Annotated in this window: 31 protein-coding genes; 21 read left to right on the top strand and 10 right to left on the bottom strand. The window is 25.1% G+C overall.

Annotated elements, in window-relative coordinates:
* Positions 1 to 418 precede the first annotated feature (418 nt).
* The 7 genes from rpmH to rsmG all read left to right on the top strand — a co-directional run bounded on the left by rpmH (position 419) and on the right by rsmG (position 5,945).
* The gene (gene rpmH, locus SFBMNL_RS08050) at positions 419 to 553 is read left to right on the top strand and encodes a 50S ribosomal protein L34 (RefSeq protein WP_005805011.1); all 135 of its coding nucleotides are present in this window, start codon (positions 419 to 421) and stop codon (positions 551 to 553) included.
* 76 nt (positions 554 to 629) lie between these two features.
* Entirely contained in the window at positions 630 to 968 is a 339-nt protein-coding gene (gene rnpA / locus SFBMNL_RS08045; protein WP_005805013.1) for a ribonuclease P protein component, read from the top strand.
* Positions 965 to 1,180: a membrane protein insertion efficiency factor YidD gene (yidD, locus tag SFBMNL_RS08040; RefSeq protein WP_005805014.1), complete on the top strand. Its 216-nt coding sequence runs from the start codon at positions 965 to 967 to the stop codon at positions 1,178 to 1,180. The genes rnpA and yidD overlap by 4 nt, the downstream gene beginning before the upstream one ends.
* Before the next feature lie 68 nt (positions 1,181 to 1,248).
* Positions 1,249 to 1,941, top strand: a complete 693-nt coding sequence (gene yidC / locus SFBMNL_RS08035) for a membrane protein insertase YidC (RefSeq protein ID WP_042295208.1) — start codon at positions 1,249 to 1,251, stop codon at positions 1,939 to 1,941.
* A 50-nt stretch (positions 1,942 to 1,991) separates the two neighbouring features.
* A complete protein-coding gene (gene mnmE, locus SFBMNL_RS08030; RefSeq protein ID WP_005805016.1) occupies positions 1,992 to 3,356 on the top strand; it encodes a tRNA uridine-5-carboxymethylaminomethyl(34) synthesis GTPase MnmE in 1,365 nt (454 codons plus the stop codon).
* A 7-nt stretch (positions 3,357 to 3,363) separates the two neighbouring features.
* On the top strand, positions 3,364 to 5,247 hold the full coding sequence (mnmG, locus tag SFBMNL_RS08025) for a tRNA uridine-5-carboxymethylaminomethyl(34) synthesis enzyme MnmG (RefSeq protein WP_005805017.1): 1,884 nt from the start codon (positions 3,364 to 3,366) through the stop codon (positions 5,245 to 5,247).
* Positions 5,244 to 5,945, top strand: coding sequence for a 16S rRNA (guanine(527)-N(7))-methyltransferase RsmG (gene rsmG / locus SFBMNL_RS08020; protein WP_042295206.1), 702 nt, complete (start codon positions 5,244 to 5,246; stop codon positions 5,943 to 5,945). The genes mnmG and rsmG overlap by 4 nt, the downstream gene beginning before the upstream one ends.
* Positions 5,946 to 5,976: 31 nt before the next feature.
* On the opposite strand, the gene SFBMNL_RS08015 is transcribed toward rsmG, so the two are convergent.
* Positions 5,977 to 6,678 (bottom strand): N-acetylmuramoyl-L-alanine amidase, encoded by a 702-nt coding sequence (locus SFBMNL_RS08015; RefSeq protein WP_042295204.1) that lies wholly within the window; start codon positions 6,676 to 6,678, stop codon positions 5,977 to 5,979.
* A 115-nt stretch (positions 6,679 to 6,793) separates the two neighbouring features.
* Between SFBMNL_RS08015 and SFBMNL_RS08010 the strand changes: the two genes are divergently transcribed.
* Positions 6,794 to 7,261: a hypothetical protein gene (locus SFBMNL_RS08010; RefSeq protein ID WP_242838760.1), complete on the top strand. Its 468-nt coding sequence runs from the start codon at positions 6,794 to 6,796 to the stop codon at positions 7,259 to 7,261.
* Here the strand turns inward: SFBMNL_RS08010 and SFBMNL_RS08005 are convergent.
* The 3 genes from SFBMNL_RS08005 to SFBMNL_RS07995 are packed head-to-tail and all read right to left on the bottom strand — an operon-like array spanning position 7,204 to position 10,028.
* Complete coding sequence (locus tag SFBMNL_RS08005) at positions 7,204 to 8,055, bottom strand: ParB/RepB/Spo0J family partition protein (protein WP_005805021.1); 852 nt, start codon at positions 8,053 to 8,055, stop codon at positions 7,204 to 7,206. The genes SFBMNL_RS08010 and SFBMNL_RS08005 overlap by 58 nt on opposite strands.
* The gene (locus tag SFBMNL_RS08000) at positions 8,052 to 8,828 is read right to left on the bottom strand and encodes a ParA family protein (protein WP_042295200.1); all 777 of its coding nucleotides are present in this window, start codon (positions 8,826 to 8,828) and stop codon (positions 8,052 to 8,054) included. Before SFBMNL_RS08000 ends, SFBMNL_RS08005 begins: the two co-directional genes overlap by 4 nt.
* A gap of 21 nt (positions 8,829 to 8,849) precedes the next feature.
* Positions 8,850 to 10,028, bottom strand: a complete 1,179-nt coding sequence (locus SFBMNL_RS07995) for an aminotransferase class V-fold PLP-dependent enzyme (RefSeq protein WP_042295198.1) — start codon at positions 10,026 to 10,028, stop codon at positions 8,850 to 8,852.
* Positions 10,029 to 10,088: 60 nt separating this feature from the next.
* Between SFBMNL_RS07995 and SFBMNL_RS07990 the strand changes: the two genes are divergently transcribed.
* From SFBMNL_RS07990 to rpsR, 4 genes are all read left to right on the top strand, one after another.
* Complete coding sequence (locus tag SFBMNL_RS07990) at positions 10,089 to 10,331, top strand: DUF3343 domain-containing protein (RefSeq protein ID WP_005805024.1); 243 nt, start codon at positions 10,089 to 10,091, stop codon at positions 10,329 to 10,331.
* 91 nt (positions 10,332 to 10,422) lie between these two features.
* The gene (rpsF, locus tag SFBMNL_RS07985; protein ID WP_005805025.1) at positions 10,423 to 10,707 is read left to right on the top strand and encodes a 30S ribosomal protein S6; all 285 of its coding nucleotides are present in this window, start codon (positions 10,423 to 10,425) and stop codon (positions 10,705 to 10,707) included.
* Between the two features lie 10 nt (positions 10,708 to 10,717).
* Positions 10,718 to 11,149 carry a single-stranded DNA-binding protein gene (locus SFBMNL_RS07980; protein WP_005805026.1) on the top strand — a complete coding sequence of 144 codons (432 nt, stop codon included), beginning with the start codon at positions 10,718 to 10,720 and terminating at the stop codon, positions 11,147 to 11,149.
* A 91-nt stretch (positions 11,150 to 11,240) separates the two neighbouring features.
* On the top strand, positions 11,241 to 11,456 hold the full coding sequence (gene rpsR, locus SFBMNL_RS07975) for a 30S ribosomal protein S18 (protein WP_144238986.1): 216 nt from the start codon (positions 11,241 to 11,243) through the stop codon (positions 11,454 to 11,456).
* A gap of 12 nt (positions 11,457 to 11,468) precedes the next feature.
* On the opposite strand, the gene SFBMNL_RS07970 is transcribed toward rpsR, so the two are convergent.
* Together SFBMNL_RS07970 and SFBMNL_RS07965 are read right to left on the bottom strand one after the other, a co-directional pair.
* Entirely contained in the window at positions 11,469 to 12,473 is a 1,005-nt protein-coding gene (locus SFBMNL_RS07970) for an ATP-binding protein (RefSeq protein ID WP_242838759.1), read from the bottom strand.
* Positions 12,448 to 13,440: a DnaD domain protein gene (locus tag SFBMNL_RS07965; protein ID WP_005805029.1), complete on the bottom strand. Its 993-nt coding sequence runs from the start codon at positions 13,438 to 13,440 to the stop codon at positions 12,448 to 12,450. The genes SFBMNL_RS07970 and SFBMNL_RS07965 overlap by 26 nt, the downstream gene beginning before the upstream one ends.
* A 136-nt stretch (positions 13,441 to 13,576) precedes the next feature.
* On the opposite strand from SFBMNL_RS07965, the gene SFBMNL_RS07960 reads away from it, so the two are divergent.
* Positions 13,577 to 14,761: a M23 family metallopeptidase gene (locus tag SFBMNL_RS07960; protein ID WP_042295190.1), complete on the top strand. Its 1,185-nt coding sequence runs from the start codon at positions 13,577 to 13,579 to the stop codon at positions 14,759 to 14,761.
* A gap of 29 nt (positions 14,762 to 14,790) precedes the next feature.
* Here the strand turns inward: SFBMNL_RS07960 and SFBMNL_RS07955 are convergent, their stop codons facing one another.
* Together SFBMNL_RS07955 and SFBMNL_RS07950 are read right to left on the bottom strand one after the other, a co-directional pair.
* The gene (locus SFBMNL_RS07955; RefSeq protein ID WP_242838758.1) at positions 14,791 to 15,774 is read right to left on the bottom strand and encodes a S8/S53 family peptidase; all 984 of its coding nucleotides are present in this window, start codon (positions 15,772 to 15,774) and stop codon (positions 14,791 to 14,793) included.
* A gap of 270 nt (positions 15,775 to 16,044) precedes the next feature.
* The gene (locus SFBMNL_RS07950; protein ID WP_042295186.1) at positions 16,045 to 16,545 is read right to left on the bottom strand and encodes a hypothetical protein; all 501 of its coding nucleotides are present in this window, start codon (positions 16,543 to 16,545) and stop codon (positions 16,045 to 16,047) included.
* Positions 16,546 to 16,675: 130 nt separating this feature from the next.
* Between SFBMNL_RS07950 and SFBMNL_RS08245 the strand changes: the two genes are divergently transcribed.
* The 7 genes from SFBMNL_RS08245 (at position 16,676) to SFBMNL_RS07925 (ending at position 20,616) form a co-directional block, all read left to right on the top strand.
* The gene (locus SFBMNL_RS08245) at positions 16,676 to 16,834 is read left to right on the top strand and encodes a DUF1540 domain-containing protein (RefSeq protein ID WP_005805033.1); all 159 of its coding nucleotides are present in this window, start codon (positions 16,676 to 16,678) and stop codon (positions 16,832 to 16,834) included.
* A gap of 254 nt (positions 16,835 to 17,088) precedes the next feature.
* Entirely contained in the window at positions 17,089 to 18,375 is a 1,287-nt protein-coding gene (locus SFBMNL_RS07945; protein ID WP_005805034.1) for a UDP-N-acetylglucosamine 1-carboxyvinyltransferase, read from the top strand.
* 16 nt (positions 18,376 to 18,391) lie between these two features.
* Positions 18,392 to 19,171: an MBL fold metallo-hydrolase gene (locus SFBMNL_RS07940; RefSeq protein WP_005805035.1), complete on the top strand. Its 780-nt coding sequence runs from the start codon at positions 18,392 to 18,394 to the stop codon at positions 19,169 to 19,171.
* A gap of 5 nt (positions 19,172 to 19,176) precedes the next feature.
* On the top strand, positions 19,177 to 19,335 hold the full coding sequence (locus SFBMNL_RS08240) for a CxxH/CxxC protein (RefSeq protein WP_005805036.1): 159 nt from the start codon (positions 19,177 to 19,179) through the stop codon (positions 19,333 to 19,335).
* A 23-nt stretch (positions 19,336 to 19,358) separates the two neighbouring features.
* Positions 19,359 to 19,856, top strand: coding sequence for an SEC-C metal-binding domain-containing protein (locus SFBMNL_RS07935; protein WP_042295184.1), 498 nt, complete (start codon positions 19,359 to 19,361; stop codon positions 19,854 to 19,856).
* On the top strand, positions 19,841 to 20,230 hold the full coding sequence (locus SFBMNL_RS07930) for a 23S rRNA (pseudouridine(1915)-N(3))-methyltransferase RlmH (protein WP_042295182.1): 390 nt from the start codon (positions 19,841 to 19,843) through the stop codon (positions 20,228 to 20,230). Before SFBMNL_RS07935 ends, SFBMNL_RS07930 begins: the two co-directional genes overlap by 16 nt.
* Positions 20,227 to 20,616, top strand: coding sequence for a 23S rRNA (pseudouridine(1915)-N(3))-methyltransferase RlmH (locus SFBMNL_RS07925; protein WP_042295180.1), 390 nt, complete (start codon positions 20,227 to 20,229; stop codon positions 20,614 to 20,616). The genes SFBMNL_RS07930 and SFBMNL_RS07925 overlap by 4 nt, the downstream gene beginning before the upstream one ends.
* A gap of 63 nt (positions 20,617 to 20,679) precedes the next feature.
* On the opposite strand, the gene dnaB is transcribed toward SFBMNL_RS07925, so the two are convergent.
* Positions 20,680 to 21,999: a replicative DNA helicase gene (gene dnaB, locus SFBMNL_RS07920; protein ID WP_007440294.1), complete on the bottom strand. Its 1,320-nt coding sequence runs from the start codon at positions 21,997 to 21,999 to the stop codon at positions 20,680 to 20,682.
* Between the two features lie 147 nt (positions 22,000 to 22,146).
* Here dnaB and SFBMNL_RS07915 point away from each other — a divergent pair, with 147 nt between their 5' ends.
* Positions 22,147 to 22,689, top strand: a complete 543-nt coding sequence (locus SFBMNL_RS07915) for a helix-turn-helix domain-containing protein (protein ID WP_007440293.1) — start codon at positions 22,147 to 22,149, stop codon at positions 22,687 to 22,689.
* 3 nt (positions 22,690 to 22,692) lie between these two features.
* Here the strand turns inward: SFBMNL_RS07915 and lonC are convergent, their stop codons facing one another.
* A complete protein-coding gene (lonC, locus tag SFBMNL_RS07910) occupies positions 22,693 to 24,615 on the bottom strand; it encodes a Lon family ATP-dependent protease (protein WP_005805044.1) in 1,923 nt (640 codons plus the stop codon).
* Positions 24,616 to 24,647 lie beyond the last annotated feature (32 nt).

Here is a 24,647-nt window from a genome sequence, read left to right as displayed (position 1 = left end):
AAACATTACCTCCAATAAATAAAAAATTTTGATATGATTAATAATTAACAAATTAATAACAAGTTATAAACAAAGATATATATTGAATATATATTTAAAATAATAGTATGTATAAGTTCAAAAAAAAATATCTATAAGAAAGTTATAAACAAAACATTAACTACAAAAAATGCAGTAAAAATCATAAGAATAAAACAAAATACACAAATATTTAAACAATAATTTGAGTTGTTGATAAAAATATTAAAATTAAATATAGTTATCAACAAGTAAGAACATAATATCATAATATTGTACACTCGTTCAATAATTAATTAGATAAATTAAAGTTTGTAAAATAATAATTGACACAATTAGAAATTAGATATATAATTTACAAAAGTGAAAGTTTAGAAATTAATTAAAATGGGGTGGTTTCATGTTTATGACATATCAACCAAAAAAGAGACAGCGTAAAAAGGAGCATGGATTTAGAAAAAGAATGAGAACTGCTTCTGGAAGAGCTATCATAAAAAGAAGAAGACTAAGAGGAAGAAAAAAGTTAACTTATTAATATGAAATATCAAAGAGGCACTTTTTATTTCAAAAATGTGCCTCTTTGATATTTTGAGGGAGATTACATTTTAATTATGAAGGTTTATAAAATTAAGAAAAATTATGATTTTAGAATTGTATATAATAGAGGAAGATCATTTTCTAATAAATTATTTATACTATATATATATAAAAATAAAAAAAATTTAGATATTAATAGACTAGGTATAAGTGTAAGTAAAAAAGTAGGCAAAAGTGTTATTAGAAATAAAATAAGGAGACTTATTTATGAGGTTTATAGGTTAAATTTGCATAAATTAAAAAATGGATATGATATAGTATTTATTGTAAGAATGGCAGCTAAAGATAGAATTTACGGAGAGATAGAGAAGAGTATTAATGATTTGTTTAATAAGAGTTTAATATTGTTATGAGGTATGAAAAGCTTATTATAAGAATAATAAAAATTTATCAAAAATATATATCATCTTATACAATGCCTAGGTGTAAGTTTTACCCAACATGTTCTAATTATGCTATTTTAGCTTATAAGAAATACGGTTTTATTAAGGCTACTTTTTTAGTGATTGTAAGGATTTGTAAATGTAATCCATTCTTCAAAGGGGGATATGATCCATTAAAATAAACAATGTACTTTTTATATTTTTTGTATTAGAATTATAATGTATTGATAGTTTTAAGGGGGATTAATAATTGTTTGATAGTATAATTAATTTATTGATTAAGGGGTTTGAGGGATTACATAATGTGGTTTTCAATATTATTCCAAATGTTAATTTATCATATGGGTTAACAATTATATTAGCTATAATAATTATAAAAGTAATTACCCTACCATTACATATAAAACAAATAAAGACAACAAAAGTTTTACAAAAAATACAACCAGAGCTTCAAAAAATACAAGCAAAGTATAAATCTGATCCACAAAAACAGCAACAACAAATATTACAATTATATAAAGATTATAAAATCAATCCATTATCTGGATGTTTACCTACATTTATACAATTGCCGATACTTTTATTATTTTTTCAATTATTTTTGAGATTACCAGGTTTACAGGAAAATACGATTTCATTTTTATGGATTCCTAATTTAGCGACTAAAGATCCGTATTTTATACTGCCAATATTGGCTGTTATAACTGGTTTTTTACAAGGCAAATTAAGTATACCTACACCAGTATCGGAAGATAGTAAAACTCAAGCTCAACAAAGTAGGATTATGAATATTGTATTATCAGTTATGCTTGGGGTATTTACAATATCTGTTTCCTCAGCAGTAGGAATATACTATGTTTTTTCTAACATAATTTCAATTATAATAAGTGTTATAATAAATAATGTATTTAGAAATAATGATAAGGTAATATTAAAAAATTAGTTATAGGGTTGTTTGTAAGACAACTCTTTTTTTATTTGGAGGAGGAAGTAATGAGTACGATTGTTGGATTAGCAACAGCATTATCTAGTAGTGCTGTAAATATAATAAGAATTTCTGGAGATAAGAGTTTAGAGATTGCAGAAAAAATTTTTCATACTAAAAAAGAATTAAATCCAAATGAAATTAAGTATGGATTTATAAAATATGATGGGGAGATTTATGATGAGGTATTAGTAAGTTTTATGAAGGCACCAAAAAGTTTTACAGGTGAGGATATAATAGAAATTAATTGTCATGGTGGAAGACTTATCACTAATAAAATACTTAATTTAGTTGTTAGTCTTGGAGCTAGAGTGGCTGATCATGGAGAATTTACAAAGAGAGCATTTATTAATGGTAAAATAGATTTGACAAAGGCAGAATCAATAGTGGATTTAATTTATGCTAAGTCAGATATTGAGCTCAAATGTGCTATTAATCAAAAATTAGGTAAATTATATAATAAATTAAAAATAATTAAAGATGATATTTTAAATATAATTTCTAAAATAGAAGTAATTATTGATTTTGAAGATGAGGTAGAGGAAATATATTCAGATGATATAAGAAAGAATTTGATAAATATTATAGAGAGTGTAAATGATATACTAAAGTATAAGGATCAAGGCAATTTAATAAAAGAAGGTATTTCTACTTGTATTGTGGGCAAACCGAATGTTGGGAAATCATCATTGTTAAATTATTTTTGTAGATTTGATAAGGCAATTGTAACAGATATTCCTGGAACTACTAGAGATGTGATAGAAGAGAGTGTTAATTTTAGAGGGATTATATTAAATTTATTTGATACTGCTGGAATAAGGGAAAGTGCAGATATAGTAGAAACTATAGGTATTAATATGGCAATGAAGAAGATAAGTGAAAGTGATTTGATATTATTTTTATTAGATGGAACAAGGGAGCTTAGTGAGGATGATTTTAAAATATATGATTTGGTAAAAAATAAAAATGTAATTGTTATAATAAATAAGTGTGAAATTAAGAATTTAATTGATAAAAATTATGTAAGTAGACATCTTGAAGATTTATTAATAGATAATATAATTAATTTATCAGTTAAGGATGATATAGGATTCGAGGACTTAGAAAAAATTATTAGAGATAAATTTATATTAAACGATTTGGATTTTATAGGGGATTCTATAGTTTTAACTAATTCACGTCATGTTGAGGCTTTGAATAATGCAAGAATATTTTTAAATAATGCTATAACTTCGTTAAGCAATTCTATTCCGTTAGATATTGTATCTATAGATGTTAGAAGAGCATTAAGTTTTGTAATGAATATAACAGGGGAAGATGTAACAGAATCAATTATTGACAACATATTTTCGAAATTTTGTATTGGAAAGTAGGTAATTTATGAGTTATTTAAGGGGAGAGTTTTCTGTAGTTGTTATAGGTGGAGGACATGCTGGCATTGAGGCATCTCTTGCTTCTGCAAGAATGGGAGTTAAAACTTTACTTATAACATTAAATTTAGATTCAATTGGATTTATGCCTTGTAATCCTAGTATAGGAGGAACTGCAAAAGGACATCTGGTGAGAGAAATTGATGCGTTAGGTGGACAGATGGGATTAAGTGCGGATAAGTGTGTTATTCAAGCAAGAATGCTTAATATGTCAAAAGGACCTGCAGTTCATTCATTAAGATTCCAAATAGATAAAGTACAATATCAAAACTATATGAAATATATTTTGGAAACTCAAGAAAATTTAAGTATAGTTCAGGGAGAAGTTAAGGATATAGATATTGAGAAAAATAAAATAAAGGGACTAAAATTAACAACGGGTTCTTATTTTAAATGTAAGTCTATAGTAATTTGTACAGGTGTATATTTAAATTCTAAGGTTATAATTGGTGATAATATATTTGATTCAGGTCCCAATGGTTTATCAAATTCGAAGTTTTTAACAAGTAAATTGGTTGATTTGGGAATGAGTATAAGGAGGTTTAAAACAGGAACCCCCGCTAGAGTAAATAAGTTGAGTATTGATTTTTCGAAAGTAGAAGTTCATGCAGGTGATTATGAAATAACTCCATTTTCATTTCTTAATAAAAATATAGATAGAAAACAGGTAGATTGTTATTTAACTTATACTAATTCTGAAACACATAATATAATAAAGAATAACATAGATAAATCACCAATTTATAATGGAACTATAAGTGGTATTGGACCCAGGTATTGTCCATCAATTGAAGATAAAATAATGAGATTTGGTGACAAAAATAGGCATCAAATTTTTATAGAGCCAGAAGGATTAAATACAAATGAAATGTATTTACAAGGAATGTCGTCATCTTTACCTGAAAACATACAAATTGAAATGATAAAAACTATAAGAGGTTGTGAAAATATTCAAGTAATGAGGACAGGTTATGCTATAGAATATGATGTTTTGGATACTAAAGAATTTAGACATACATTAGAATTAAAAAGTATTAGAGGATTGTTTTCAGCAGGACAGATAAATGGAACATCCGGATACGAAGAAGCAGCAGCACAAGGTATAGTAGCTGGAATTAATGCAGCATTATATGTGAAAAATAGATCGCCATTTATATTAGATAGAAGTGATGGATATATTGGGGTTTTAATTGATGATCTTATAAATAAAGGAACAAATGAACCTTATAGAATGATGACATCGAGAGCTGAGTATAGACTATTATTAAGACAAGATAATGCTGATTTAAGATTAACAGATAAAGGATATGAAATTGGTTTAGTAGATAATTATAGGTATAATATATTCAAATTAAAAGTAAAAATTTTAAACGATGAGTTAAATAGGATAAATAATGTGATAATAAATAATTCTTCTGAAACTAATAGAATATTAGAATCTATAAATTCAAAACCATTAAAAAAACCAACTACATTATATGAATTAATTAAAAGAACAGAATTAGACTATAATATTTTATACTTATTGGATAAAGATAGACCTACTATAATAGATAAAGATATAATTGATCAAATTAATGTGGTAATAAAATATGACGGTTATATAAAAAAACAAGAGGATGAGGTTAAAAACTTCAAAAAAATGGAGAATAAATTAATTCCATTAAATATAAATTATAGTGATATAAAAGGATTAAGACAAGAAGCAATTCAGAAATTAAATTCTATAAGACCAACTAGTATAGGTCAGGCTATGAGGATATCTGGGGTATCTCCAGCTGATATATCTGTTCTTATATTATATATTGAATTATTTAAGAGGAATAATATATGAAATACTTTGATATAATGAAAACATTTTGTTCTAAGTTAGATATAAATTTTTCAAATCAGATGTATGAAAAATTTAATATATATATGGAAATGTTAATAGAATACAATAAAAATATTAATTTAACAGCTATAAGAAATAGGGATGAAATTGTATCAAGACATTTTCTAGATTCTTTATCAATATTTAATTATAAAATTAAATATAATTCTAAGTTGTGTGATGTTGGAAGTGGAGCAGGATTTCCGGGGATACCCATAAAAATAATACGCGGTGATATTAATGTGGATTTAATTGAATCGATATCTAAGAAAACTAAATTTTTAAATAATGTAATAACTACATTAAATTTAGACAATATTAGAGTAATAAACATAAGGGTTGAGGAATTAGCACATAATAAAATTTATAGAGAAAAATATGATTATGTTGTGTCAAGAGCAATGGCAAGATTAAATGAATTATTAGAGTTGTCATTTCCACTTGTCAAAGTAAATGGTAAATACATAGCATTCAAAGGGTTAAAGTCAATGGTAGAGTTGGATGAAGCAATAAATGCCATTAGAATATTGGGAGGTGAATTTGAGAATATAATTAATATACCGGAGTTTAATAGTAATTTAATAGTAATAAACAAGGTATTTAAAACACCAGAATTTTATCCTAGAGAATATAGATTAATAGCTAAAAAGAGTTTATAGCGAGAGCTAAATTAGCTTTCGCTATAAATTTTTATATATACATAGATTTAATTTCTATGAATTCTTGACTATCCATTAGAGAATTTACAAAGTTTTCTATTGTTGAATTTTTAGATTTTATTTTATTGTACCAAAAATTTTTACCTTCATCATCGGGATATCTATAAAAAAATACTATATAGATATTATCAATAAAATTATTTATATTATCTGAAATAATTATAGTATTAGAATTTGGATTCAGATTATTATAATAAATATTTAAATCAGATTTAAATTCATTCCATAGAGCCCAGTTATTTTTACTCATTATATTTGGACAAATTTTTCTACTTGCATCATAGTGCCTCACAACATTTTTTATAGGAATATTATATTTTTTCATAAGGTATGCTGTTAATTCAATGGTTTTATCTAATGTTATACTGAAGTCACCATCTATATTAATACACATTTCAATTCCAATACTATTTTCATTTGTTATACCGTATTTTCCTTTACCGTCTCCACAGTGCCATGCTTTGTCTGAGTCTTTAATAATTCTCAATATTTGGCTATCATCAACAAAATAGTGAGCTGATGCTTGTCTGTCAGCTGAATTAAAAAATGAAAAATGGGCATTTGCATCTGCTCCTTTGGATGTGTTTCCAGTATCGTGTATAACAATATATTCTATTTTAGTTTCTTGTCTTGATGAAAAATTATATCTAACTAGATTTTCGTTTATTTTCATAAAGAGCATCTCCAAATATTATTACATAGATAAAGTTATGTTAAATATTATTAAATATGATTAAAAAAATTACAGAATAATTAAAAATATATTAGATAGAATATTAATTAAGGAGATGGTAATATTGATAAAATATATTAAATTATTTTTTTTGAATATATTTATACTTATTGGGATGTATAATGTAAGTGCACATAGTATCTTGGAATTATCTAATCAAGAAAAATTTTTTTTAAGAGTAAGTGAAAAATATGATATAGAATTAAATAAAAAATGGGTGGAAACTCTCAAAGAGAAAGAAGATATCGTAAGACATATAAAGAAAAATAATCAATATGATAAATATAAAGAGTATATAGAGAGTATTAAAAAAAGTGATTCATTTAGACTTAAAAATAAATATATACGGAATTTGAATCAAAGTATAAAGTATGGGAACAAAAAAAAAATAAAAAGATATTTAATTTTGTTATTAAATATCTTCATTGAAGAAAATAAAAATATGAAAGAGTATTTTTATTCAAATTATACGTCTTTTGAATATATTAAATCTAATATTCTATTTAAATCTTCTACTGAGTAATATTCTATTTGAATATTACCTTTATTTTTTTTGTTATGTATTGATACTTTTGTTCCAAAATAGTTTTCTAAATTGAGCTTCAAATCATTTATATATACATCATTTTTACAGTTAATTTTTTCTTTAGGTTTTGAGAATATAGATTGAATTAATTTTTCCGTTTGTCTCACATTAAGATCTTCATCTATTATTTTATTAGATATTTCTATCTGAAGGTGTTCATCTTTTACTCCAGCTAAAATTTTACCATGCCCCTCTGTTATATCTTCATTTAATATATAATCTTGAACTATAGAAGATAATTTTAATAATCTTAGCTTATTGGTTATAGAAGTTCTTGAAATAGATAATTTTTCTGACAGACATTCATGAGTAATATTAAAATTGTCTATAAGATTTTTGAATGCCCTAGCTTCTTCTATTGGATTTAAATCATCTCTTTGTATGTTTTCTATAAGAGATAATTCAAGTATCTCATCAGTAGATTTTTCAATAATTATACATGGTATTTTATCAAGTTTTATTATTTTAGCTGCCCTATACCTGCGCTCACCAGCAACTATCAAATATTTACCATTAGATTCACTAACAATTAGTGGTTGAATTATTCCATGAATTTCGATGGATTTACTTAGGTCGTGCAAACTAGAATCATTAAAATGTTTGCGAGGTTGATTAACATTAGCATATAGTAATTCAATATTTAAGAGGGTATAATTATTAGGATCAGAATTTTTATTTTCATAATTCGGTATTAGAGAATTCAATCCTTTACCTAGAACATTTTTTTTCATAGACCACTTCTCCTTTGTTTGAAAATGAATTCTTTAGCTAAAGCTTTATAAGAAATGGCACCTTTACATTTTTCATCATACAACATAATAGGAAGGCCATAGCTAGGAGATTCAGCGAGTTTAATATTCCTAGGGATTATAGTGGAATACACTTTATCCTTAAAAAATTTATTAACTTCAGATACAACTTCATTACTAAGCTTTGCACGTGAATCAAACATATTAAGAATAACTCCTTCAATATAGAGAGATTTATTAAGAGATTGATTAACCAGATTTATTGTATTTATTAATTGACTTAAACCTTCTAAAGCATAAAACTCACATTGTATAGGAATTATAAGACTATCGCTAGCAACCAAAGAGTTTAAGCTTAAAAAACCTAAAGAAGGCGGACAATCAATAAAAACGAAGTCAAAAGAATTATTTAATTTGGCAATATATTCTTTCAACAGGAATTCTCTGTTTTTGATATTAATTAACTCTACTTCTGCTGCAGCAAGATTTATACTAGAAGGGATGAGATATAGATTTTTAATTATATCACTTTCAATTATTAATGAGTTAATATCTCTATCATAGACAAATAAATCATACATTGACCAATTGAATTTATTTTTATCAACACCTAAACCACTAGAAGCATTACCCTGAGGATCCATGTCAACAACTAGGGTTTTAAAACCTTCTAAAGACAGATAACTAGCCAAATTAATATTAGTAGTTGTTTTACCAACACCACCTTTTTGATTAAACACACATATTTTTTTCATACTAAATTTAAACACCACCTTTTATGTTCTACGTGAAACATTACAAATTTTTTTAATGGATGAAACCAGATAATTAACATCTTTAACATCGTTAAAGATTGAGGGACTTATACGGATACAGCCTAATGGGTATGTATTAATAATTTTATGGGTATTTGGAGAACAGTGCAAGCCAGATCTAACACATATGCCATAATATTTGTTCAACATATGTGCGGCTACATCTGGAGATAAATTTTTAAAATTAATACACAGATTAGAATTTTGATGTTTTAAAAGGACGTTGTTTATTATAATTATATCATTAATATTAGAAAGTTGTTCATATATATTTATAATAACCTCCTTTTTTTTATCGTATATAAAATTTAAACCACATGTATTTATAAATTTTACACCATTTAGTAAAGAATAAATACCGATCATGTTATGTGTTCCAATTTCAAAATAGTCAGGCATATCGGATTTAGACAATAATGATGATGAGGAGCTTCCAGTTCCACCCAAAAAATAATTATCACACACATTTAAAAGTTCATTTGATATTATAAATCCACCAATTCCAGAGGTTGAAAATAAGTTTTTATGGCCAGTAAAAATTAATGCTGAGAAATAAATTTTAGTTAGGTCTATATTTACAAGACCTGCACTTTGAGCTATATCTAAAATTAAGAAAATTTTCAATTTTTTACAAATATCAGATAATTTTTCAATGTTTTGGATATTACCTAAAACGTTAGACATATGAGATATTACTATAAATTTTGTTTTAGATGTTATTTTACAATATAGTTCATTGAAATTTAAGAACATATTTTGGTCACAACTAATTATGTCTAGTGTTATTTTATTTTTATTTTTTAAATTAATTAGTGGTCTTAAGGTGCAGTTATGATCTAAGTTTGAAACCAAAAAATGGGGTATATCATTAAAAATATTTGAATTTACGATGCTTTGAAGTAGTATATTGAATGCATAGGTTGCATTATATGAAAACACTATATTTTCAGGAGAATCAAATTTAAAGAAATCACACAATAATTCTCGGCATTCAAAGAGAATTTTACTAGATTTTATTGATAAATCGTAATATCCTCTACTTGGACTAGCTCCAATATTGATAGAGAAATTATTTATAGAATCTATTACGTTCTGAGGTTTTGGAAAACTTGTTGAAGAATTATCAAAATATAAATTCATAAATTTATCACCCAATATTAATATATCAGAAATTATATAATAATTTAAAGGAGTTAGAATATGGAATATATATTAATTTTTTCAAATACATATAGAGCTTTAAAGTGTGAAAAAATTTTGAATGATATTAAAATAAGATTGACTATAGTACCTGTGCCATCACACATAACTAGCAGTTGTGGTATCGGTATTGGAATTAATAAAGAAGATTTAAATGATATAATTAAGCTTATAAATGACAAAAAAATAATTGTTAAAGATATATATGATAATATTAATAAAAAGAAATTGGAGGATATATAAATAAATTTGATTATAACATTTAAAAATGCTATAATTCAGGTATTGCCCTGCTACTTATTATGTAGCCTTAAGTCCAGAGGGAGGTGAGAATGTGAGGAAATATGAAACTGTTTTTATACTAAATCCAGATAGTACTGAAGAAAAGATATCTGATATCGTAAATAAAGTAACTAATATTATAGAAAATTATAATGGTGATATAGAAGGTATTGATCATTGGGGAAGGAAAAAATTAGCTTACGAAATAAATAAAAAAAGTGAAGGATATTTTATTTTAATAAATTTTTCAAGTAGTGAGGATTTGCCTAAGGAATTAGATAGAAATTTTAAAATAATGGATGATATTATAAGACATATAATAGTAAATAGAAAATAGAGGTATATCCATGAATAAAGTGATCTTAATAGGTAGATTAACTAAAGATCCTGAATTGAGATTTACACCAAGCGGTACGGCAGTATCAACAATTACACTAGCTATTGATAGAAAAATTAATTCCAAGGAACAACAAAAAAGTACTGATTTTATACAAGTTATAATTTGGGGTAAGCAAGCTGAAGCTACAGCTAATTATATAAATAAAGGATGTAAATTTGCTGTTTGTGGTAGAATTCAAACGAGAACTTATATTGATAAAGACAATAATAAAAGATATGTAACGGAAGTTGTAGCAGATGAGGTATCATTTATAGAATGGGGTAATAAATCATCTTATAGGAAGTTATCAGATAATGATGATTTTGGTAATGGTGTTGATTATGGTGATATTCCTATTGGAGATGATATGACCTTAATTGATGATGATGTTCCGTTTTGATAAAATTATAGGAGGTGGAATGATGAATAATGTTTCTCAGACAAGTAATGTTTCTAACAAGCAACAAGAAATTAGAAAAAACAATTTTAGGATGAGGAAAACAAGAAAGAAAGTGTGTTCCTTTTGTGTTGAAAAGTCTGATTTTATAGATTATAAAGATGTTAATAAATTAAGAAAGTTTGTTACGGAGAGAGGTAAGATTTTACCAAGAAGAATATCAGGTACATGCGCGAGACATCAGAGAGAAGTTACAAGAGCTATAAAACTTGCCAGGAATATAGTTTTGCTTCCTTTTACAACAGATTAAGAGGGAGGGATTTTATCCCTCCCTCTTAATCTGTTGTTTTTGAATTCGTATATCTTCATGAACGAAAAAGTTATGAATTCTAAAATTTCCTACAATACGAGAAAATATTCTATCAGAATATGTTTGCTGTAAATCTCTAAGGGTAAAATTAGTAGAAATAATCATTCTTTTATCCAACATTAATTTTTTGTTAATAAAATTAAAAAGAATTGAGTTATATAATTTGTTTTGGTTCTCTGTACCTAGATCATCAATTATAAGTAAATCACATTGCATTAGAAATGAATCATTAATATTTTCATTAAAATTATTTACATTTTTATTAGTGTAGTAATGGAATAATTCTATCAATAAATCTTCAGAAGTTTTATATAGTACTGAATATCCTTTATCTAATAAATCTTTAGCTATACAATGAGTCATAAAGGTTTTACCACTTCCACATTCTCCATTAAATAGTAAATTTAATTTATTTGTTTTAAATGTTTTTATATAATTTAAAATATTAGTGTATATGTTTTTTATATTATTACTTGGTGATATTTTGTTGTTTTGAGTGATATTGTCAGAATAAAAAGAAAAGTTAAAATTTTCGAAATTATTTTTTAGTATAGATAATTTTAGCTCTGAGTCATTTAAGTAAAGTTTAGTTAGATTTGTTATTAAACAAGAACATTTTTCATTTAATATATACCCAGTATCATTACACATATTGCAATTATAAATATTATCCAAATAATTATCTGGAAAATTTAAGTTATTTAATATGGTTTTAAGTCTACTTCTTATTTCATTTATTTTTATTTTTAATTGATTTGATGTGATATTATTATTTGATTTTATTAATTGAAATGTTAACTTTTTTATATTATTATTTAAGGTTCTTAATTCTGGATTAATGTTATATACACTTTCTAATCTTTTAATATGTTCTTTTAAATTATTCGATCTTATTTCTTGATATAAATTATTTAATTTTTCACCATATCCTTTAATCATTTGTATTATTTCCTTCATAGTTATTTTGAGTCAATATTTTTTCAAGTTTCTCATAGTCATAGTCTCTTTGCGGGAAATTTGAAAATGAATTTTTATTAATAGATTTATTTGAAAAATTTTTTGATATTGAATTTTTATTTGATTCATATTTTTCCAAATCTTTAAGAGAAAATATATTTGAATTTTTAAAGTTGTTTAATATACCATCAATATAATTTAGATCAGGTTTTGATAATTTTGAACAGCATATGTCACATGCTTTATAAATTAGTTCTAGGGGCATATTATAAGTTATAAGCCATTTATTAAATAATTCTTCATGAGGTTTGCTAATTTCAGTATCAGTTAATCCTATATAATTCAGTATTTTTTTTATATTAGAAAATTGTTTCTCTCTTTTTTCTGTATACACCATAGCCTGATCAAGGGTATTAATATTTAAATCAGACCATGAAATGGCAACCTTTTCTATATACCTAAAATCTTTTTTATTTTTATTTACGCAATAACTTATTAAGTAGAGAATTAATTCATATGAAAATTTATAATTTTTGGTCCAATTTATGTATGTTTCCATTTCCTTTTGTGATAGTGGTCTACCTATAGTTGTTTCAATATCTCTAAAAAAATCTATAAGATTGTTATCATTTATTTGATCTATTAAATTTAAGGATGATGTATAGTTATTTGATTCTGATAATTGATTAAATTCAACATTAGAAATTTTATTGTCTAATGTTGAAATTTTTATTAATCCTAAATCATTCCAATAATTAAGAGCATTTTTGACATCAGATTCTAATAAATTAAGAGTTTTAGCAATAAAAGATGTATTGAATCCTAGCTCTCCAGAAGATGCGTATTTGAGAATAAGGATATATATTTTCACATACTCTCCACGAGCAGTAGGTAAAAAATTATCAATAAAACTATTATCGATTAAAGTGTAGTTTACAAATGGAGAAGTTAATTTATATAAACTCATTTGATTTTGCCTTTCTAAAATAAATTTTGAATTAAATTATAACATTTTTTTTTCCAGGTAAGAATAAAAAAAGGAATATTTTATAAAAAATGTATAAATAATAGTCAAAAAAGATATAGGAGATGACGTAAAATTTATGCATAATTTTAAAGGTAAAATAAATATTGGGAATATAATTTTTGCTATTAATATTATCTTTATAATATTAATACTTTACTTAATATCTGGTAAAACCTTAGGTTATGTAATTTTGGTTAATGGAAATCAGATTGGAGTTACAAAAAATAAAAAAATATTTAATGAATATTATGAGGAAAAATTGCACAATAATAATATCAAATCACAGGAAATTGTAAAAATGGATTCTTTAGATTTTAAAATAGGATTAGTTAATAAGATAGAATGTTTATCTGTTGATGAAACTATTAAAATTTTAGATGAAAATTTAGACTTTTATATTAAAGCTTATAGTTTATTTCTTGGTGATAAAAAAATTGCAAACATAGATAATAGGGATGTATTCAATAATGTAAAGAAGAGATTATTTGATTATTATATAGGAAAGCACAATTTAAATGATATTCCTATTAATTGGATTAAGATTAAAGAAAAAGTTGAATTTAGTGAAGAAGTTTTAAGTTTTAAAGATACCATGAATGAAGATCAATTATATGACTTTATTTTAAGTAATAATGAAAACAACAATATTTTAGCTACCGTCGAAATAGTAGCTAGTAAGACTTTTTTGGAAAATATTGAAGGAAATAAAGTACAAATCATGAAACTCTATAATCAAAGCAGTAATAAAGAGAAAATATACCAGAATGGATTTGATCGTGAAGTTGTTAGAGAAATTACTTATAATAATGATAAGTATGTGGGGATGAAGAAAGTATCTACTAAGATGTTAAGATCTCCTTTAAATGAGGTTCAAAGTGGTGAATTATTCTATTTAAATAATCCTTCTAAAGGCAATGTAATAACTTCTCCTTTTGGATTAAGGTGGGGTGGAGAGAAACATCATGGGATTGATATTGCAGGTGATATAGGTGATCCTATATTTGCAGCAGAATCTGGGTTTGCAAATTTGGTGTCATATAATAATGTATATGGCAATTATATGAAATTAAATCACGGAAAAGGAGTTGAAACATTATATGGACATTGTGATGTTATGTTTATAAAGGAAGGTGAATATGTGAAAAAGGGTCAGATAATAGGAGAGATAGGTAATACTGGCAGAAGCACTGGACCGCATTTGCATTTTGAAGTGAGGGTTAATGGCAAAGCAGATAATCCATTAAATTATGTAGCATATTAGAATAAATAAACAATATTAATATTGTTTATTTATTCTAATAATTGGGTTAAGTTGATTGTACCTAATCCTTGTATAGAATCATCTAAATTGTTAGTTTTATTACAACTTATTTTTAGTAAAGACATAACATCATTTATATTTACTGATATGTTTTTTTGTTTAAGTAATGTTATCAAAGCACATACATAAGCACATGAACAGGAGGTACCAAAATACTCAATTAATGAATTATTGGGTTTAGTTGGATATATATATTGATTATTTTTTTCTGGAACATACTTGGTATTTATATTTTGCAAATAGATATTTTCGTAAATAGATACTATATTAGGTTTAATAAATTTATTACTATAAATACCTTTTGATGAATCTTTGAAGTTAATACCTCCTACTACAAGGCAATTATCAAGTAATGATAGACCTTTTAGTGAACAGTAATTAGTTGAATTATTTCCTGATGGTACTAATACAATAATATTAGATTTGGATATTTTATCTATTAAAATTTGGAATATATCTAGTATAAATTTATTAAATTCATGAAGTTCAAATGGAAGGTATAATATTTGAATATTAAATTTAGCAGAAATTTCATATATTAAATCAATAGCTTTAAAAATCAATGAGCAATACGATTTATTGTATTTATCAAATGTTTTGATTACACAAAAGTCGCATTCTGAGGAATTTTTAAGTACGGTGTTTTTATATATGAAGTTTCCACCTATTATATTACACATAGCTGTACCATGTCCATTATCATCATATGGATATGAAATGTTGTTTATAAAATCTTTAAATAATACTATTCTATTTTTTGGTTTAATAAAAATATTTAATGGATAAATTCCTGAATCTATTATACCTATGCGTATGTTTTTACCAGTTAAGTTAGTGTTATATGTCATAGTTTTATAATTGGGTTTTTCAATTTCTGAATATAATTTGTTTCCACATAAGAAAACTTCAGAGTCAAAAGAAATGTATTTAACTTCAGGGGAATTTATTAACATGTTTAATAATTTATGAGATACTATACAACATATGATATTTAAATCGCACATATGGTGTATTAGAGTACAATTTTGATTGTCTTGGATTTTTTTTATTATTTTTGGAGAGCTATTGTTTAGTTCTAATATTATTCTGTAATTAGTAAGTGTACGTTTGTTAAATATATTTAAAAGATTAGTGTGTATTTTATTTTTAATAGTAATCATAAAAATCACCTTAAAATTAATATATAATTTAGTTTATTATATTGATTAATTAAGGTGATTTTTTTATATATTTTTTAAATTTATGGATTCTATTGGAGTATTTTTTTTGCTATTTTCTCTAAATATATTTATTGATGAAATCTTTATATATGATGGGAAAAATAAATCATCTATATTTATATTCAGTTTGTTGATAGTTGTATATTCTATGAATAAATAATCCCATTTATTCAGTTTACTATACTTAATATTATTGGTTATAAAATATTCTTCTAACAACCTCTGTATTGATGATATGAAACCAAGAGGTTTTATAAGTAAATAAACTATTTTATTTTGAAATTTAATATCAGATACATTAATTCTGAATGTTTGAAATTTTTGTAGTTTTTTTAATAACTGTGGATTGAATTTAATATAATCAGTGTAATTAAAGCTAATTAATGGTACGTAAAATATATTTTTATTTTTTATTTGATTATATTTTTTTGAAATTTTATGTTCAAAATATTTTAAGTCTTTTATAGAATTATCTGTAAGTCCACACTTAATAATATATTTCATATTAATATAGGTATATGAACCTAAAATCCTCCTCTAAATGTAATAATAGGATTATAACATAATATAGAATAAAAAAATAATAAGAATTAATAATAAAATAGTGAGTTTGTTTTAAGATAGAGGTAAAAAAATGTTGAAGAATAACAATATATTGTGTAATGTAGTAGAATGTAAATTTAATGACAAAAATCAATACTGTACTTTAGACAAAATAAAGATAACTAAACATGATGCAATAGTCAAAAATATAGAGTCAACAGATTGTGCAAGTTTTCAGTCTATGAAATAGTGATAAAGCATTCCTATACTATAATTAATTGTAGTTAGTGGGGAATGCTTTATTTTTTGATATGAATAAAATTATTTAAACGAAGAAATAATAATAACTAAAATTTAGAAAAATATTAGGTTGATTGTTAAGAATATTGACAAAAAACACCAATAAAATTAGAATATTTAGGAGCGACTTTAAAAAAGTTTAATAAGAATTGTTTATGAGATATTTTTATTATATTTAAACTCAATTTAAAGTAGGGAGAATAGATGGAAAAGATTATAATAAATGGATCTAATCCACTTTATGGAAGTATAGAAATTAGTGGTGCGAAGAATGCAGCAGTTGCTGTGATACCAGCTACAGTTATGTGTAGTGAAGGAATTTGTGTGATAGATAATATGCCTGATATAGAAGATGTAAATAAATTAGTGAGAATATTGAGGACTTTGGGATCTAATGTACGAAAAACAAATAATACATTAATAATAGATAACTCTGATTTACAAAGTTATCGAGCTGATAGTGATGATGTACATAATATGAGAGCCTCTTATTATTTAATAGGTGCGCTATTAGCAAGATTTAAGAAAGCAATCGTAGATTTACCAGGAGGTTGTAGCATAGGTGATCGTCCTATAGACCAACATATAAGAGGGTTGGAGAAACTTGGTGTTAATATTAGGATTGAACATGGATCAGTGATTGCTGAAACTGATAAATTGGTTGGGAATAATATATTTTTTGATGTGGTAAGTGTAGGGGCAACTATAAATGTAATGTTAGCAGCATGTTTTGCAGATGGAGTTACTGTTCTTGAAAATGTTGCAAAAGAACCACATGTTGTTGATGTCGCGAATTTTTTGAATTTAATGGGAGCAAATATAAAAGGTGCAGGTACAGATATTATAAAAATAACTGGTGTTAATAGACTTTTAGGATGTAATTATTCAATAATACCAGATCAAATAGAAGCATCTACATACATGATGGCAACTGCAGCTTGTACAGGGGAAGTATTGATTAAAAATGTAATACCAAAGCATTTAGAGTCCATAACAGCAAAACTTATAGAAATGGGCGTAACTATTTTTGAATATGATGACAGTATTTTGGTTAAAAGTGTTGAACGTTTGAAAGGCGTAAATATTAAAACTGCGCCATATCCAGGATTTCCAACTGATGTACAACAAATAATAGGTGTCCTTATGAGTATTTCTGAAGGGACTAGTATTATAAGTGAGAGTATATTTGAAAATAGATTTAAATATTTTGATGAATTAAAGAAAATGGGGGTAAATGTTAAGATTGAGGGAAGAGCTGCTATTATAAATGGAGTGAATAGGCTTACGGGATGTAAGCTTAGAGCTACAGATCTTAGAGCTGGGGCTGCTATGATTATAGCTGGATTAGTGGCAGAGGGAACTACAGAAATAGTTTCAATAAAACATATAGATAGGGGATATCCTCATATAGAAGAAAAATTTAGGAAATTGGGTGCTAATATATATAGAGAATACAGAAGTGATATTAAGGAATTTAAAAATATAATATAATTTATCTGGGGGTAAAATGAAATTTTGTTCTATAAGTAGTGGTAGTTCTGGTAATTGTTTTTTTGTTGGAAGTGATAGAACAAATATTTTAATAGATATAGGAATATCAAAAAAATCATTATTAAATGCTATTAATATGATTAATGTGAAACCTAATTTAATTAGTGGTATATTAATAACGCATGAACATTTAGATCATTATAAAGGAGCCAGTGTAGTATGTAAAAGTTTAGATATTCCATTGTATTTAAATGAATTGACATTTAAAAATATTGAGGATAAATTAAAAGGTGTAGAAAGAATAAACATAATAGATAATAAAGAATTTTCGATTGGTGATTTAGATATTAGAACCTTTAAATTACCTCATGATGCTGTTGATCCAATTGGCTATAGTATTTTAGATGGAACAAAAAAGTTGAGTATAGCTACTGATATTGGTTATATGTCAAAGGATGTTTTTGATAATATAAAAGATTCAGATGTGATATTGATTGAGAGTAATTATAATGAAGATATGCTTAGACTTAGTAATTATCCTTATTTTTTAAAAGAAAGAATACTTAGTGATCATGGGCATTTGTCAAATGAGGAATGCGCATTAACGATAGTTAAATTAGCAGAAATATCTTATAAAAGAGTTATTTTGGGACATTTAAGTATTACAAGTAATTTTCCTGAACTTGCATACAAAACTTCAGAAAAAATTATTTTAAATCATGGTATGAAAATTGGAAAAGATTTGAAGTTAACTATTGCACACAGAAGTTTACCAAGTAATTATATGAGGTTTTGAGTATAATGATAGATAATATATATTGTTCATGTGAGGAACATATAGGTTATGTTATTGATGATTTTATTAACACATATGAATTAGTTCCGAATATTGAATTTGATAGGGATAATAATTATTGTAATTATTGCAATAAGTATGCAAAATATATTGTAATGGATTAATTATATTTTAAAGAGGTGTTTTTATGAATTTATATGATAAATGGACTAATATGGTTACTGAATTCGTTAAGACAAAAGGTGAAGCAGTATTTTGGAATGAGTATAAAAATGTAGAATTAAAAATTTATAAGGATATACTTGGGAATAAAAGTTTTAGATTTACCTCTAGTATTAGTCAATTATCTAAGAAATATGGTATAAGTGAGGAATTTATAGTAGGGTTTGTTGATGGTATAAGTGAGAGTTTAAATACGAATGTAGATATAGAAAATATTACATTAAATGATGAAATAGATTTTAATATTGATGTGGAAAAATTATATTTTAATATGTTGGATGCTAAAGCTGATTATTTATTCAATTTACAAGAATGGAAGGATATTTTATCTAGTGATAAGATTAAAGAAATTACAACCAAATGGAGATCATCTAAAGTTGTAGTAAATAGTATAAAAATTGGAAGAAATGAATTGTGTTTATGTGGTAGTGGTAAAAAATATAAGAAATGTTGCGGAAGGTAAGTTTAATTTCTGTTGGTACATTGAAAGATTATTTTAAGAAATCAGAGAAATATTATAAAGGTTCTGTTGATTTAATAAATATAAAAGAAAGTGATAGAATCTTAGAGAGTAAGAGTATATTGAATATAATAAATAAGAACAAGGATAGTTTATATGTATTGTTTGATGTAAATGGTGTCAGAGACTTAGGTGAAATTAATAAACTTAAGAATATTAATAAAAATATCTATTTTATAGTCGGTGGGAGTGAAGGGGTATGTAATGAAATAAAGACTAAGTGTAATTATACAATTAGGTTAAGTAGTTTTACGTATCCACATCAGATATTTAGGTTAATTGCATTGAAATTTATAAATGAGATGTTTTATAAATGAGGATAAATTTATTTTTAAATAAGAAGGACTTAAGGAATTCTGATTTATTTCCTGCAATAATGGATTATTTTAGAAGAATTGACAAGTTTGTAAAGATTAATATTTATTATTGTTTAAATAGTAAATTGTTTGATCAGAGTGATTCGTATAATATTAATGTATCAATAGATGGAGAGTATATGGATTCTATTGAATTTAGTAATATTATAAGATTTAAAAGTATGGATAGAATAAAAAATATTAATATTGTTTTTGGAACATCTAATTTATATCATAATATTTGTTTTGTATGTTTTAATGTAGATATAGATTTATTGTTTTTAATTGTATTGGAGCAAATATATAGATCATATAAAATAATCAATAATGAACCATATCATAAGTAATTTATACTGATAAAGTATATTTTTAAAAATATTAAAGGGAGTATTCAATTTTGAATACTCCCTTTAATGTTTATTATCTAGATTTGCAAATTTTGAATGTTGACCTATCCATGCAAGTTTTATGTTTCCAACTTCACCATTTCTGTGTTTTGCAATTATACATTCAGCAATATTTTTATATTCTGTATCTTTATTGTAGTATTCATCTCTATATAGGAGCATTACTATATCAGAGTCCTGTTCAATAGATCCTGATTCACGCAAATCAGATAACATTGGTCTATGATCAGATCTTTGCTCTGGAGCACGGGATAACTGGGATAATGCAATTATAGGACAATTAATTTCTTTCGATAATGCTTTTATGAATCTAGATATTTCTGAAACTTCCTGCTGTCTGTTTTCATTTCTCGTATTTCCACTCATAAGTTGAAGATAATCTATAATTATTAAATCTATGTTGGTAGAAAATTTAAGTTTTCTACATTTTGATCTCATTTCTGTTATTGATATATTAGGGGTATCATCGATATATATTTTTGCTTTAGATATAATTTCTGTGCCTTTAACTAATCTATCTAAATCAGAATCATCTAAATTTCCCGTTTGAAGTTTTTGTATATTAATTTTTGTTATTGATGATATTAATTTACTAGTTAATTGTTCCTTACTCATCTCAAGAGAAAATATAAGTACAGTTTTATTTTCTTTAATTGCTACATTTTCAGCTATATTTAAAGCAAAAGTAGTTTTTCCCATAGATGGTCTTGCAGCTATTAATATCATTTGGGATTTTTGTAATCCAGATAATTTTATATCTAAATCATAAAACCCTGTGGATAATCCAACAAAAGATAAATTATTAACATATAAATTTTCAATGTGTTTAATTGTTCTATCTAATATGTTATTAAGTGGTTCAATATCAGATTTAGTTTCTGATATTGAGAGATCAAATACACTTTTTTGTATATTTTCTATTAATAGATTGGGATCCTCTTTTTTATAAATACGTTCGAGAGTATCATTAGAAATTTTGATAAGTTTTCTAAGTATGGAATTATCCTTAACTATTTTGATATGTGTTTGTATATTGGCAATTGTGGCTATTGAATTTGATATATCAGTTATGTATAATGCTCCACCAGATAATTCTAATAGAGAATCTTTCTTTAAATATTCAATAAGAGAAATTAAATCTACATGTATATCTTTTAAAAACATCTTTTTTATAGTTTTAAAAATATTTTTGTGCACATCTTTATAAAAATCATCCACATTTATATTGTCTAGTATCTCATGAATGGTATTTTTATGTATTATCATTGCACCTAATAGTGTTTGTTCTGATTCTATATTATTTGGTGAAATCTTATTATCCATAAAATTAGTTCCTTCTATAAAATATTTCATTATATATTATAGAAGGTAATTATGTTAATTGACAAATAAAATAATGTTAAATTATAATAAGTTTACTATTTTAAACTTTAAGTTTAATATTTATTAATTTTTTATATGGAGTTTGTAATGAAGATCGGTAAAAAAATAAAACATTTAAGAATTAAAAATGGTCTTACTCAGGAAGAATTGGCAGATAGAAGTGAATTATCTAAAGGATTTATATCTCAATTAGAAAGGGATTTAACTTCACCTTCAATAGCTACACTTGTGGATATTTTAGAGTGTTTAGGAACTAATTTAAAAGAATTTTTTAGTCAGGAAGATAATGAGAAAATATGTTTTGGTAAGAATGATTTTTTTATAACTAATAATGAAGAATTAAAACATGATATACATTGGATTGTTCCAAATTCTCAGAAAAATAGAATGGAACCTATTATAGTGTATTTGAAGGGTGGAGGAAAAACATTTAAAGAAGATCCACATGAAGGAGAAGAGTTTGGATATGTTATTTCAGGAAGTATTTATTTAAATTTGGGAAATAGGAAGATAAGGGTAAAAAAAGGAGAGTCCTTTTATTTTTCACCAGAAACAGATCACTATATAGAGAATACATCTAATCATATTGAGGCATGTGTCATCTGGGTAAGTACTCCTCCAAATTTTTAAACCTTAAATAATATTAACTAAGGAAGGATCTTTAAATATAAATTTTATAATATCATTAATATTATCTGAACAAATAATGTTAATATCTTTTATATTTTTAGGAATATCATTTTCATTTTCTTTTGGGATTATGATATGTTTTAATCCACTTTTTCTTGCAGCATATATCTTTTCAAATATACCTCCAACTTTTTTAATGTTTCCTTTAATTGATATTTCACCTGTTATGGCTATATTTTGAGGTACTGGTTTATTTAAAATAGAACTTAATATACATATAGTTACCGCAACTCCTGCAGATGGACCGTCAATTTTACCACCACCTATAGCATTTAAATGTATATCATAGTCGTTTAAATCTAGACCAGTAAGCTTACGTATAACGGTTGAGGCATTGAATACTGAATCTTTTGCCATAGAACCAGCTGTTTCATTGAATCTAAGTTTGCCTTTTGAGGGATTTTTGGCTTTAAAAGTTTCACATTCAAAATTTAAAACGGAACCTAAAAATCCATTAACTCCAAGTCCTTTTATTAAACCAACTTTAGGATCTTCTATTTTATTTTTCTCTACAAAAGGAGAAATACGAGATAATGATAAAACTTCCTTTACTATATCTTTTGTTATCACAATATTTGAATTTTTATTTCCTTTGTTCTTGTATATCGCATAACCATATGCGTCACTTATTATACTTGTTGCTTTCCTACCTTCTATACAATGTTCGCTTATTATTGACGGTACATCATCTTTTAATGTTATATTTAATTTTTTAGCGGAATTTACTACAATTTTTTCTATATCAGTTGATGTTAGAGGTTCAAAAAATACTTCGGTACATCTGGATCTAAGAGCAGGATTTATTTCATGTGGTTCACGGGTAGTAGCACCGATTAATATAAAATCTGCAGGTGCTCCATTATCAAATAAAAATTTAATGTATTTAGGTATATTCTCATCATCTGGATCATAATATGCTGATGAAAATTCTACTTTCTTATCTTCAAGTACCTTCAATAATTTGTTTTGTAATATTAAATCAAGTTCACCGATTTCATCTATAAATAATACTCCACCATGTGCATCTGTAACAAGTCCTGGTTTTGGTTCAGGTATTCCTATTTCTGCTAAGTCTTTTTTACTACCTTGATAAATTGGATCATGAACAGATCCTAAAAGAGGATTTGTAACTTCTCTTGGATCCCATCTTAATGTTGTTCCATTAACTTCTATGAAATTTGATTTATTATTAAATGGAGTAAAATCAAATTTTTTAGCTTCTTCTAGAGCAAGTCTAGCTGCAGAAGTTTTACCTACCCCGGGTGGTCCATAAATTAATATATGTTGAGGATATTCAGAAGTAAGTTTTGAAATCAATGCTTTAATAGGTCTATCTTGACCTATTATTTCATCAAATGATTTAGGTCTTAAAAGATGTTGTATACTTTTATTTAATTGTTTTTTATTGAGCATCTCAAGTTGGGCATATTTTTTTAGAGTTTTGGTATTTTCTGGACCTTTATTTTTTTTAATGATTTGTAGTTTTATTTCATCAATATATTTATCTTGTTTTTCATTTAATATATCTTCAACTTCATTTTCAATTTTACTTTGAATGTATCTGCGACTGATTTCTTCAACTATAATATCCTTGGTAATTAAATAAACTTTTTCTAATTCATCATAAGAAGGAACGTCAATTAAGGATTTTCCATTACTAGCAATTACATTTATGCTATAAAGTTTTTCATTAATATTTTTACTTGAAATATATTTTGGTAATTTAAATTTAGAAATTCTACTATTAATGGTATTTTTATCGAATAATTTTTCAAGCATTTCATATAAAACATTAACTCTAAATTCAATATTATTACTTTCTTCAATTAGTTTCTCAATTTCATCAATTGTAACATTAGAATTCAAATTATCTCCCCCTTATTATTTAATAAAAATTA

Source organism: Candidatus Arthromitus sp. SFB-mouse-NL (assembly GCF_000709435.1).
Taxonomy (GTDB): Bacteria; Bacillota; Clostridia; order Clostridiales; family Clostridiaceae; genus Dwaynesavagella.
This window is presented reverse-complemented; position numbering and strand designations above follow the sequence as displayed.